We start from the raw sequence: 12907 nt of genomic DNA on the forward strand, positions 1-12907 counted from the left end.
CCGGTCAGCCCCGCCCCGGCGACCTACCGGATCACTATGGACACCGAGCACCTGGCGTGGTTCCCTCTGTCCACAAAGACCAGCACCGCGTGGACGTCCAAGTCCGCCCGTCCGGAGAACGGTAAGGAGAACCCAGCGCTGCTCTGGCCGAGGCACGGCTTCGACCTGCACGCCGAGAACACCGCCAAGGGCGGCGCCACTTCGACTTGGCCTTCGCGACCCAGTCCGGTGCCCCTGCGGACACCGACAAGGCCGAGGCGGAGGCGTCCACCGAGGACGGTGCCACCTGGCGCCCCGCGACGGTGAAGACCGCCAGCGCGCGGTCGCCCATTGTCCGATCGACATGCCTCCGCAATCCTCGCCCGGTCGGCGATGGCTGCCTTGCCGGGCCGCCGGTCGACAGTGAACGCAGATAACGCAGATAAGGAATTCACGTGACGCGCAGACGTCGCCAGTTGCTCGCCGCACTCGTGGCCGGGATGCTCGCTATCTTGGCCTGTGTCGTGGCAACTTATCCGTCAGGAACCGCAGCACAGGTCGCGCTGGGCCAGGATCTGGACAAGCTGCACCGAGCCGACCCTGGTAACCCGCTCGAGGAAGGGTCGGAATCCGGCGAGGAAGGCGAGGAAGGCGAGGAAGACCCGGGATCCGCCGCGCAAGCCGCATTCCTCCAGCGCGCCTACCCCGGTGACACCATCACCGTGGCGCAGATGAACGGCGCGCGCGCCGCCTACCGCACGGCCAAGGGCCGCCCGTTGCCGACGGGCAAGGGAAAGAAGGGCACCTGGGTCACGGTGGGACCCAAGGAGGCGGTCTACCCGTACGCCCCGTACCGCGACTCGTCCAGCTATCTGCCCAACGAGTACGTCGCGGGTGGCCGTACCACCGCAGTAGCGATCAGCCCCACCTGCGTACCGGGTCGCTGCAAGATGTGGATCACGGCCGCAGGTGGCGGCATCTGGCGGACCGACAACGCACTCGCCGACGATCTGCGCTGGCGGTACCTCGGCGGGCCGCTGGGCATCAACGCCGCCGGTACGGTGACCATCGACCGCAACGACGCCACCGGCAACACAATCTACGTCGGCACTGGCGAGGCCAACGGCTGTTCCTCCGGTTGCGTGGCCGGCGTGGGCATCTACAGGTCCACCGACGCCGGCGAAACCTGGACCGGGCCACTGGGCCAGGCGGAACTCGGTGGCAAGGGCATCGGCCAGATCGCGGTCAAGCGGGGTGACCCCCGGACGATTTACGTCGCCACCTCCACCGCGATCCGCGGTATGTCGAGCACCTGCTGCTCCGGGATCACCCGTCCGGTGCCCGACTCGGCCAAGTGGGGCCTCTACAAGTCCACCGATGGTGGAGCCACCTGGGCCTTCGTCCACAACGGGTCGGCCGACGCCGCGGCCTGCGCCGGCAGCCAAGCCGAGTACGCCAACCAGACCGCCTGCTCGCCGGGGGGTGTCCAGGGCGTCGAACTGGACCCCAGCGACCCGGAGATCGTGTACGCGGGCTCGTGGGCGCGGGGCATCTGGCGGTCGCCGGACGGCGGCACCACCTGGAAGCAGATCAAGCCGTCGCTCAATGCGGCGAACGCCTATACCCGGCCCGCCTTCGACGTGACCCGGCTGCCGAACGGCAAGACCCGGATGTACGTCTACGAGGGCAACATGAGCCAGCCGGCCTCCCGGCTGTTCCGCACTGATGACGCGGCCACCGACACCCCGGCCTTCACCGATCTGACCAGCTCCGACATCACCAAACCCGGGTACGCCTGGCTCGGCCTCTGCGGTCAGCTGTGCTGGTACGACATCTTCGTCCACAGCCCGGAGGGGCACCCGGACATGGTCTACGTCGGCGGTTCCTACGCCTACGGCGACAGGATCGCCAACAAGCGGGGATTGGTGCTCTCCACCGACGCCGGGGTGAGTGGCACCGACATGACGTTCGACGGCACCGACCAGCTGCATCCGAACGGCCTGCACCCGGACCAGCAGGCCCTGGCGACGAACCCCAACAACCCGTTCCAGTTCTTCGAGGCCAGCGACGGCGGCATGATGCGGTCCAGCGGCACGTTCGTCGACCGCTCGGCGTGGTGCGACGACCCTCGCCGGAACCTGGACGAGAAATCGAAATCCCGCTGCAGGCAGATGCTCTCCCGCATCCCGGCCGAGCTGCGCAGCATCAACAAGGGTCTGTCCACATTGCAGTTCATCAGTCTGTCGGTCAGCCCGCACAACAGCAACGTGCTACAGGGCGGGACGCAGGACAACGGCACCTGGCAGACCGACGGCAGCCCGAACCTGTGGCGGAACACCGCGATCGGCGACGGCGGCCAGTCGGGCTTCGACGTCGGCCGGCCGGAGTTCCGCTTCCACACCTTCAACAGCGCGTCTGTGGAGGTGAACTTCAACAACGGGAACAACGCCGACTGGATCTGGACCGGCGACCCGATCAACGGGAAGGGCTGGAGCGAGTTCTACCCGCCGGTCATCAGCGACCCGAAGGTCAGCGGCACGATGTTCGCCGGCGCGGGACGTTCGGTCTACCGGACCAAGACGTTCGGGCTCGGTGACCGGACGCTCGAGGAGGCCAATCGGCTCTGCAACTCCAGGACCCGCGACCGCACCGTGGTGTGCGGCGACTGGGTCGAACTCGGGCCCGAACCGCTCAACTCCACTTCCTGGGGCGACCGGTCCGGGCTCGGGGTGGTGGCCGTCGAGCGCACCACCGTCGACACCGCCACCGCCTGGGCGGCGACGGCCACCGGCCGTCTGTTCATCTCCCACAACGTCGACGCGGAGTCGGCGACCTCGGTCTCCTGGACCCGGATCGACGACGACGCGGTGACCCCGAACCGGTTCATCAGCAGCATCCACGTCGACCCCGCTGACGGAAACCACGCCTGGATCTCCTACAGCGGCTTCGACTCGGTCACGCCGACCACCCCTGGGCACGTGTTCGAGGTCCGGTTCGACCCGGCGACCGGCAAGGCCAGCTGGACGGACCGCTCGTACGACTTCGGTGACCTGCCGGCCAATGACCTGGTGCGCGACGACGCCAACGGTGACCTCTACGCGGCAACCGACTTCGGCGTGCTGCGGCTCGCAGCCGGGACCACGACGTGGGCCAAGAGTGCCCCCGGGATACCCAACGTCGAGGTGGCGGGCCTGACCGTCGTGCCGGGCAAGCGGATCCTCTACGCCGCGACCCACGGACTCGGAGCCTGGAGGCTCAATCTCGGCTCCGAATGACACCGAGGAAATACCACGCGAGGGGCCGCACCCGCGGCCCCTCGTCCTGCCCCATCACCTCCTGGAGGTGGCAAGGCTCAGCTGATGTGCAGCTGCGTACAGAGAAAAAAGTGAGAAAGATGATCAAGCGTCGAATGGCCCTCGCGGCAGGTGTCGCTGCCCTTCTGGTCGGCTGCGGAACCACTTCCGCGCCCGCCACCGGCGGCGACACGACCATCCGTGTCCAGGTCTCGGGCGAGCCGGAGGAGACTGCCGGATACAGCGCGATAGCGAAGTCCTACGAGCTGAGCCATCCCGGGACGAAGGTGCAACTCGTACCCGTCGCGAATAAGTCCGATCACCTCACCCGCCTGTCGACGGCGTTCGCCGGCGGCGAGCCGCCGGATGTCTTCCTGATCAACTACCGGGAGTACGCCCAGTTCGCGGCCCGCGGCGCCATCGAACCGATCGGCCCCCGCCTGGCCGGCGTCGGCGTGGACACAGCGGACTACTACCAGCAGCCGATCAGCGCGTTCACGTACGACGGGCAGGTGCAGTGCATGCCCCAGAACCTCTCATCCCTGGTCGTCTACTACAACCGCACGCTGTTCGCCGAGGCGGGTGTGCAAGCCCCGAAGCCGGGGTGGACCTTCGAGCAGTTCAAGGAAGCGGCCACCCGCCTCACCGGCGACGGCGTCCATGGCCTGGGAATGGATCCCTCCATCGTTCGCCTTGCTCCGTTCGTCTGGAGCAACGGCGGCGACATCGTCGACGACCCCCAGCACCCGACGCGACTCACGCTCAACACGCCTGCTGCTCGGCAGGCCCTGGAGTCGCTGGTGCAGCTTGTGCGGAACGATGGTGCAGGACCGGACAGAACCGAGCTCGCGGGTCAGGACCTGCAGGCCCGGTTCGCCTCCGGCAAGCTCGCGATGTTCCTCGATTCCCGTAAGGAAACCCCGGCCCTGCGCGAAGTACAGGGTCTCGACTGGGACGTTGCCGCCCTGCCGGTGACCCGCAAGCCGGCCGGCGTCCTGCACTCGGACGCCTACTGCATCGCCCGCAAGTCGAAGCACCACAGTGAAGCCGCCCGCTTCATCGCCTTCGCCACCGGGAAGGACGGCCAGCGGATCACCTCGCTGAGCGGACGTGTGGTGCCGTCCCTGCGCGAGGTCGCCAACTCGTCGGCCTTCCTCGCCCCTGTCAAGAAGCCGGCCAACTCCCAGGCGTTCCTCGACGTCCTTCCGTATCTCAAGAGCCTCCCGGTCCTGGCGACCTGGCCGGAGATCGAGGACATAGCCGACGAGGAACTGGCCCGCGCCTTCCACGACGGCGCACACCTGGATGACGTGATCAAGCGGATCGACGAGCGCACCCGGCCGTTGTTCACCTCCGGTGACGGCACCCGGTGAGAAGGCTTCGGGCAGTGCTGATCACCGCAGGGGCCTGCGTAGCCCTGCTGACGGCCTGCACCCCTACCACGGCAAACACCGAATCCGGGCCCGGCTCGGCAGAAGACGCTGCCATCTGCCCGGTTCCCAGCCCGGCAGCCAATATCTCGGACCTACCATCCGGGTTCAAGGTCGGCGACCTCGGCGTGGTCACCACCGTCCGCAAGCAGCACGACTTCACCTCTATGGTGATCTCCACCCGGGAATCGATCCGGGAGGCCTTCGGACACGTGCACAAGCTGGCGGACCAGGCCGGCTTCACCGTCCTCAGCTCGCAGAATGACGGTATCGACGCGGAGATCTTCGTCAAAACGCCCCACGGTCAAGGGTTCGTCGGCATGAGCGAGGGGTCGTGCGGCCAGGTAATCGCGATCGTGGAACTACCGGAGCCCCCGAAATGACAGTGCATCAGGAGGCGCGTGTACGACGACGAGCCCGACTTCGTGGCAGCACGGCAGGACGGGCCCTGGCAGCCTGCATGGTCGGGGTCGTGTTCTCCTTCCCGCTGGCCATCATGGCCGTCGGCTCGCTGCGCAAGCCCGGACTGCCGCCTCCTGGCGGGCTCGAACTCCTGCCGGACGTGCTCTGGTCGGGGAACTACGAGACCGCTGCCGGGCTGATCCCGCTCGGCCAACAGCTGCTGAACTCGGTCCTTGTCGTGTCAACCGCGGTACCGGTCACCGTACTTGTCGCTTCCTGGGCCGGGTTCGCGATCGCCATGGCGCGCCCCGCCGTACGACGCCTGCTGATCGGCATCGCGCTGGTGGTGCTCAGCATGCCCGCGTCCGCCATGTGGGTGCCGCGCAAGGTGATGCTGGAGCAGCTGGGGCTGACCGACCACGCCCTCGTCGTCGCGTTGCCCGCGGTCATGGGAACCACACCGTTCTACGTGCTGCTCTTCGCATTCGCCTACCACCGCATTCCACGGTCCCTGTATGAGGTCGCGGCAGTCGAACAGGCATCGGTGTTCCGTATCTGGAGGTCGGTCGCATTCCCACTCGCCCGGCCGACCATGTTCGCCGTGGCCGCGCTCGCCTTCGCCTCCTACTGGGGGAACTTCATCGACCCGCTCATCCTGCTCACCACGGAGGAGGACTGGCCGCTCGCACTCGGCCTGCGCGCCCTCTCCGCACTTGAGCCGACACTGCATCCGCTCTACATGGCAGCAGCCGTCATGGCCACCGCCCCCGCCGCGCTCGCCTTCCTCGCCGCACAACGATCGCTCGCCCCCCGCCGCAACTTGGAGACATGACCATGGGCATCGCAATCCACGGTGCGCACAAGTCCTACCGTTCACGCCGTAAGCAGCCCATCGCCGCCCTGACCGAGGTCGATCTGCACGTGGCCAGGGGCGAGCTCATGGTGGTCGTAGGACCGTCAGGTTCCGGAAAGAGCACTCTGCTCAGAGCGACCGCCGGACTCGAGGCACTCGACGCCGGCCGAATCGAGATCGGCGGACGCGACGTCACGACGGCCGCACCGGGCGATCGAGACATTTCCCTGGTCTTCCAGGACTACGCACTCTTCCCCCATCTCACCGTCGCCGAGAACATCGCCTTCGGCCAGCGCGCCCGAGGCGTGCCCAAGACCCAGATCACCACCGACGTCGCCCAGGCCGCAACCATGCTCGGCCTCACCGATGCTCTGGCCCGGTACCCCCGCGAACTGTCGGGCGGAGAACGCCAACGCGTAGCACTCGCCCGGGCCTTGATCCGCCGACCCAAGGCCTTCCTCCTCGACGAACCTCTCGCCAACCTCGACCCCGACCTGCGACTGCGCACGCGAGCCGAAATCCGCGAACTCCAGCGCCGTCTGGGCGTGTCGATGCTTTACGTCACCCATGACCAGACCGAGGCACTTGCTCTGGGCGACCGTATCGCCGTCGTGCGAGCAGGCCGCATCGAGCAGGTGGGCACACCTGACGAGCTCCACTCGCGCCCGAGCACGGCATTCATCGCACGCTTCATCGGAACTCTGCCGATGAACCTGCTGCCACCCGAAGCGCTGGGCCGCGAGAACGGTCCCGTGACCGGCATCCGACCTGAGCGCACACACCTGGCACAGGCCGGACACGGGCATCTGACGGGACGCGTCACCACCGTGGAGCCAAACGGCGAAGAGACGGTCCTTCACATCGTGTGCCCAGACACCACGCGCATTCTGGTCAGGGTGCCGTCCTCGACCGATGTGCCCCGGCCCGGAAGCGAGACCGGCATCACCTGGAGCAATGCCGACGAGCACCACTTCGCTTCGGCCGAAGGACCGCGCACCGCATGAACGAACAAGACAGCCAACCCACTCGGCCCGCCCCTCACCGCAGATGGGACAGGGCGCGCACACCCTCACTCAGACATCGGCCGACAGCACTGGCCCTGCCATGGCTCGCCGCCACAGCCCTTCTGGTGGGCGTCCCACTCATCGGCTCGGTATGGCTCGCCTTCACCGACTACTACGGCTTCGGCGCCCCCTCATTCACCGGCCTCGACAACTGGCACCGGCTCGCCACCGACGAAACCTTCTGGCACTCTCTCGCCAACTCGGCCAAGATCGCGGCCATAGCCATACCCCTGCGAACCGCACTCGCAGTCGGCTGCGCGCTCCTGCTCCACCGCCGCAGCAGCGTGAACAGCGCCGCCCGCACCGCGGTATTCCTGCCGTCCATCATTCCTGACGCGGCATGGGCTCTCCTGTGGCTCTGGCTGCTCAACCCTCTTTACGGGCCGCTGCCTCTCACCCTCGAAGCATTCGGTCTCCCCTCACCCGGCTGGTTCACCGACCCCGCTGCCGCACGAGGCGGACTCGCGCTCGTCGTCTCCCTCCAGATGGGCGAGGGTTTCCTCGTCGCCCTCGCAGCCCGCCGCCTCCTGCCGGACTCCCTGTACGAAGCCGCCGCCATGGAAGGCGCGGGACGCATCTTCACCTTCAGACGTATCACACTGCCGCTGATGGCACCGGTCCTTACATTGCTCGCACTGCGGGACGTCGTCCTCCTCCTGCACACCACGTTCATCCCGGCCCTGCTGATCACAGCCGGCGAACCGCACTCCGCGACACTGGTGGCACCGCTCTACGTCTACCGCCGCGCATTCCTGTACGGCGAGCTCGGGTATGCCAGCACCCTCTCGATCACGCTGCTGATCACCGCTGCCGCCGTCGCGGCCGCTCAGCTGATCGTTCTTCACCGTACGCGCCTTCTCGAGCTGCTCTGACAGTGAGGATGTGACGGCTGAACTGAGGTTTCGTCAGCTGTCGTGATTTTCGTCAGGCGGTGTTGCGGTACTCGTGGATGAGTCCGCCGAGGACGTCGTGGCGCTGGATGCGCTGCGCGCGGAACGGGATGACGCCCGGGTCGTCGGCGGGTGCGCGAAGTTGCAGGGCTCGGTGAGGCCGTGCGGTGTTGTCGCGATCGTCGTCACCAGTCGTGCCCACCTGTCGGCCGCCGAGATCTCCGCCCGTGCCCGGATCTCGAGCATCGCCCCGCGACACCGTCCGGCGTGAAGACGACCACGATTCGACATTCGTCGGGCTCGCGCTGGGATCGTCCCGACATTCAGCCGATGACGGAGCTGTGCCGCCGGCCATAAAGTCCGCGCAAACCTGTCATCCGGCAGAAGGGACGAACAGAGTCTCGTGCACCGCATCCTGTTGAACCCCTCGCGTTCCAGAGCACCACCTCGAGGCCGGAAAGTGCCGAACCCGTCCGGCTGATCCATCTTCTGGAAGCACGGTAATGAGCGTTTCGTCATCGTATTCGGAGCGACAACGGCCGTGTATCCGGTTTCCTGCCGGCAACGGCCGCTCAGGCACAGAAACCTGCTGGCCCCATCGTCGAAAACGGCCTCAGGTAGCCGCGTTCTCCTATCAGGATGCGATTTGTGAGCACGTGCGCGTGGATCTGCCTTGGACAATGCCGGCGACGGAAGGCCCGACATGATCGCGGCTGACATCATCCGGCCGAAAGAGACCGAGTAGGGCCTCAAGCTCCCCGTGATCACGGACCCCATTCCGTACTAAAGCACGCTGGGCCGCGGAAACGAGTCGCAGCTGAAGAAGTACGGCTGAGCCGAGATCTGCCTGATGAGGAATTTACGATTCGGGTTTGCATGCACCCAGTAGGAGAGGTGTACATGTCTCATCCCCATGTCGCGAGACCATCCCGCCGCAGGTCGCGTCCGGTCGCGTTAACCTCGAAGTTTCGTGACGGTCCGCCGACGAAGCCGGTGGACCGTTTTTGCGTTCTGGGCTGAGGCTGGGCAGGGTCCAGGCCCGAGTGTCGCCTCGGGATGGCGCCGGGTTCCACTGCTCCGGGTGTTGAGGTGCTGTTGAAGGGACGGGGAATCCGTCGGTCAGCCGGGGTCCGGCAGCTGGGTGAGCCGGTCAAGTGCGGCGGTGATGTGGCTGGTCCAGGGCCAGTGCCGGGCCAGGCGGAGGATCCGCCGACGGCCGGTGCTCACGAGCTGTCCGGCCGCGGTGAACAGGCGGAGCCGCAGGCGGCGGGGCTCCCAGAGTCTGGCCTTTCCGGTCAGCGCGAGCATGGGCATCCAGGCCAGCAGGTCCAGCGCGGCGGCGGCGACCGCCGCATCGTGAGGTGCTGGTCGGCGAGCTCGCGTCAGACCGGGAGACAGAGGCGATTACGAACCTGCTGCTTTGTGGCAGTGATGTCCAGGCCTATGCGGCGCGCGCCCTTATCGACGGCGGGCACTTCGTCCCCTCCCTCGGCGTCGTCGTGCTGGTGGTCAGGCCGGTGCTCACCCCCGACGCCGAGCCGGATGACCAGGTGCGGCTCGCCGTCGAACATGCGCTCGTCAACACCCGCCACGTGCTGCCCGCAAGACACGCCGTCCACCTCGTCTCTTACAGCGACGGGTTGCTTCTCTTCGGTACGGAGGGGGAGGTCGACGAGCTAACGGTGAACCGCTGTGTGTCCCACCTCGACCTCGCCCTGCAGACCGCCTTGTCCGCACTCGAGCAGGTGTCGTCATTCGTGATTGGCGTCGGGCAGCCACGGTCGGAGTTGGCGCAGGCACGTGACTCCTATCTCGAGGCCGGCCAAGCCGCTCGTATCGCCGCATTCATGCCCGACGTCAGCCGGATTGCCCGATGGTCCCAGCTCGGCATCTATCGGGTACTCGCGCAGATGTTCAGTCAAGACCTCGGCGATTTTGTGCTTCATCCCGGGCTCGAGCGACTTTTCACCAATCCGGAGGCGCTGCCTCTGCTTCAGACGCTGGAGACCTACCTGGATCTCTCCGGGAACGCACTCGCGACCTCCGAACGCCTGAAGCTGCATCGTACGTCGTTGTACTCCCGCATTCAGCGTTTTGAGCGCTTGGCCGGCGCCAACCTCAAAGACGGCAACGAGCGTCTCTGCCTGCACCTCGGACTGAAACTGGCGCGGTTCACCGGCCGCTACCGGCCTGTCAGCTGAATCCTACGGCCTCGACGTAGCTGTCAACTTGACCCGGCCCCGAGGGACGGGGCTTGTGGGTAAGGTTGCGGAATGCGCCCACGACAGATGGATGCCGTGCTCGTGCAGTCAGGATCAACCGCCTGACGAGACAGCTGCGGCGGGTGGGCGACGATGAGGCGTTCGCCGGACCCCGAATCGTCAGAATCTCCTCGTAGCCAGACGTAGAGGCCGCCGACGATCTCGCGTTCCTGTGAGCTGCTGGACTCCCTGCCGCATGAGCAGAAAGTATGCCTCCCGCTCGCGCGTCAGCTTCTTGTGTCCCTGCGCCGAGCGGATCTTGCGGATCTCGACCATCGCGTTCCCGAAGGTCAGGTGTTGCGACGACCATGAGAACTCGGGCTCGTCAGACAGGGGTTCTTGACCCCGGTGACGCAGGAGGGGAGACGGTTGGCCTGCCTAGATGCTTGTATGGGGGCGCCGAGTTGGGTGCCTGCTTAATGGCCTTCACGAACTGATGTCAGCAACTGGTGTCACGACCGGCCCAGACAGTCCCTGACCTGTAAGAAGACGGACCCAATGAAGATCCTTATCAGTGCGGACATGGAAGGCGCCACCGGCGTCACCTGGCCGGCCGATGTGCTGCCGGGCACCCCCCAATGGGAGCGGTGCCGTGCCCTGTTCACCTCCGATGTGAACGCGGCAGCGCTCGGCTTCTACGACGGCGGCGCCGACGAGGTGCTCATCAACGAGGCCCACTGGTCCATGCGCAACCTCCTGCTGGAGCGGCTCGACGACCGGGTGCAGATGCTCACCGGCAGACACAAGTCCCTCTCCATGGTCGAAGGCATCCAGCACGGCGATGTCGATGCCATCGCCTTCGTCGGCTACCACACCGGCGCCGGTACGGAGGGGGTCCTCGCCCACACGTATCTGGCGAACTCCATCACCGGGGTCTGGCTCAACGGCGCCCGCGCCAGCGAGGGGCTCCTCAACGCGCATGTCGTGGCCGAGTACGGCGTTCCCGTGGTCCTTGTCACCGGCGACGACCTGACCTGCGTGGACGCGGACGGGTACGCCCCCGAGGCCCGCAAGGTCGCCGTGAAGGACTATGTGTCGCGGTACGCGGCGGTGTGCCGCACCCCGGCCCGTACCGCCGCGGACATCCGTGCCGCGGCCAAGGACGCGACCGTGCTGGCCGTGCGGCACACCCCGGTGGAGGGCGGCCCCTTCACCATCGAGCTGGAGTTCGACGCCGAGCACCTGGCCGCGGCGGCCACCGTCGTCCCCGGCGTGGCGCCCAGCGGCGAACGGCGCGTCGCCTACACCAGCGCGACGATGTACGAAGGTATCCGCACGTTCAAGGCGGTGACGACGATCGTGTCGTCCGCCGTGGAGGAGCAGTATGGCTGAGGCGACCGACCCCCGCGAGAGCGCCGACCCCCGCGAGAGCACCGACCCTCGGGAGAGCACCGACCCTCGGGAGAGCGTCGACCGGCAGGCGCTCGACGAATCGGTGACGTTCACCTCCGAACTGATCCGGATCGACACCACCAACCGCGGCGGCGGCGACTGCCGCGAACGCCCGGCTGCCGAGTACGTCGCCGAGCGGCTCGCCGCCGCCGGACTGGAACCCGCCCTGCTGGAACGCACCCCGGGGCGCACCAATGTGGTGGCCCGGATCGAGGGCACCGACCCGTCCGCCGACGCCCTGCTCGTGCACGGCCATCTCGACGTCGTCCCGGCCGAGGCCGACGACTGGTCCGTGCACCCGTTCTCCGGCGAAGTCCGCGACGGCGTCGTCTGGGGGCGCGGCGCCATCGACATGAAGAACATGGACGCGATGGTCCTGGCCGTCGTACGCGGCTGGGCGCGGGCCGGTGTCCGGCCCCGCCGCGACATCGTGATCGCGTACACCGCCGACGAGGAGGCCAGCGCCGAGGACGGCTCGGGTTTCCTCGCCGACCGGCACGCCGCACTCTTCGAAGGGTGCACGGAGGGCATCAGCGAATCCGGCGCCTTCACCTTCCACGCCGGACCGGACATGCCGCTCTACCCGATCGCCGCCGGCGAGCGCGGCACCGCCTGGCTGAAGCTCACCGCACACGGCAAGGCCGGGCACGGCTCCAAGGTCAACAAGGCCAACGCGGTCAGCACGCTCGCCGCGGCCGTCGCCCGGATCGGCGCGCACGAATGGCCCGTCCGGCTCACCCCGACGGTCCGCGCCGCGCTCACCGAGCTCGCCGCCCTGCACGGCATCCACCCCGACCTCGACGCCCCCGGCTTCGACGTCGACGAGCTGCTCGGCAAGCTCGGGCCGGCCGCCGACCTGGTCGCACCGACCATCCGCAACAGCTCCAACCCGACCATGCTGGAGGCCGGTTACAAGGTCAACGTCATCCCGGGCCACGCCACCGCCTTCATCGACGGCCGGATGGTGCCCGGCGGCGAGGACGAGTTCCACGCCACCCTGGACCGGCTGACCGGACCCGACGTCGACTGGGAGTTCCACCACCGCGAGGTCCCGCTGCAGGCCCCCGTCGACTCGCCGACCTTCGCGAAGCTGCGCGCCGCGATCGAACGCTTCGACCCGGCCGGCCACGTCGTGCCGTACTGCATGTCGGGCGGCACGGACGCCAAGCAGTTCTCCCGGCTCGGCATCACCGGCTACGGCTTCTCACCGCTGAAGCTGCCCGTCGGCTTCGATTACCAGGCGCTGTTCCACGGCGTCGACGAACGCGTCCCCGTCGACGCACTGCACTTCGGTGTCCGCGTCCTCGACCACTATCTGCGCACGGCCTGACCCGGAACGGGGG

At 67.4% G+C, this 12907-nt stretch carries 10 protein-coding genes and 1 pseudogene; 9 read left to right on the top strand and 2 right to left on the bottom strand.

All coding sequences use genetic code 11. The features are described 5' to 3' along the window. Positions 1–434 precede the first annotated feature (434 nt). The 6 genes from OH735_RS31895 (at position 435) to OH735_RS31920 (ending at position 7893) form a co-directional block, all read left to right on the top strand. A complete protein-coding gene (locus tag OH735_RS31895) occupies positions 435–3254 on the top strand; it encodes a hypothetical protein (protein ID WP_406385125.1) in 2820 nt (939 codons plus the stop codon). A gap of 119 nt (positions 3255–3373) precedes the next feature. Then, positions 3374–4645: an ABC transporter substrate-binding protein gene (locus OH735_RS31900; RefSeq protein ID WP_406385126.1), complete on the top strand. Its 1272-nt coding sequence runs from the start codon at positions 3374–3376 to the stop codon at positions 4643–4645. Positions 4646–4659: 14 nt separating this feature from the next. Beyond that, a complete protein-coding gene (locus tag OH735_RS31905; protein WP_406385127.1) occupies positions 4660–5085 on the top strand; it encodes a hypothetical protein in 426 nt (141 codons plus the stop codon). Positions 5086–5174: 89 nt separating this feature from the next. Next, positions 5175–5936, top strand: a complete 762-nt coding sequence (locus OH735_RS31910) for a carbohydrate ABC transporter permease (protein WP_406385128.1) — start codon at positions 5175–5177, stop codon at positions 5934–5936. A 2-nt stretch (positions 5937–5938) separates the two neighbouring features. Then, complete coding sequence (locus tag OH735_RS31915) at positions 5939–6961, top strand: ABC transporter ATP-binding protein (protein WP_406385129.1); 1023 nt, start codon at positions 5939–5941, stop codon at positions 6959–6961. Positions 6962–7086: 125 nt separating this feature from the next. Next, complete coding sequence (locus OH735_RS31920; protein ID WP_406385130.1) at positions 7087–7893, top strand: carbohydrate ABC transporter permease; 807 nt, start codon at positions 7087–7089, stop codon at positions 7891–7893. 52 nt (positions 7894–7945) lie between these two features. On the opposite strand, the gene OH735_RS31925 is transcribed toward OH735_RS31920, so the two are convergent. Together OH735_RS31925 and OH735_RS31930 are read right to left on the bottom strand one after the other, a co-directional pair. Further along, entirely contained in the window at positions 7946–8113 is a 168-nt protein-coding gene (locus OH735_RS31925; RefSeq protein WP_406385131.1) for a hypothetical protein, read from the bottom strand. A gap of 917 nt (positions 8114–9030) precedes the next feature. Beyond that, positions 9031–9258: pseudogene (locus OH735_RS31930) on the bottom strand (transposase); the annotation flags it as partial. Positions 9259–9272: 14 nt separating this feature from the next. Between OH735_RS31930 and OH735_RS31935 the strand changes: the two are divergent. The 3 genes from OH735_RS31935 (at position 9273) to OH735_RS31945 (ending at position 12894) form a co-directional block, all read left to right on the top strand. Then, on the top strand, positions 9273–10112 hold the full coding sequence (locus tag OH735_RS31935; protein ID WP_406385132.1) for a PucR family transcriptional regulator: 840 nt from the start codon (positions 9273–9275) through the stop codon (positions 10110–10112). A gap of 558 nt (positions 10113–10670) precedes the next feature. Then, a complete protein-coding gene (locus OH735_RS31940) occupies positions 10671–11504 on the top strand; it encodes a M55 family metallopeptidase (RefSeq protein WP_406385133.1) in 834 nt (277 codons plus the stop codon). After that, a complete protein-coding gene (locus tag OH735_RS31945; protein WP_406385134.1) occupies positions 11497–12894 on the top strand; it encodes a M20/M25/M40 family metallo-hydrolase in 1398 nt (465 codons plus the stop codon). Before OH735_RS31940 ends, OH735_RS31945 begins: the two co-directional genes overlap by 8 nt. The last annotated feature ends 13 nt before the right edge of the window (positions 12895–12907 follow it).

The organism is Streptomyces sp. NBC_01618 (assembly GCF_045209435.1).
Taxonomy (GTDB): domain Bacteria; phylum Actinomycetota; class Actinomycetes; order Streptomycetales; family Streptomycetaceae; genus Streptomyces.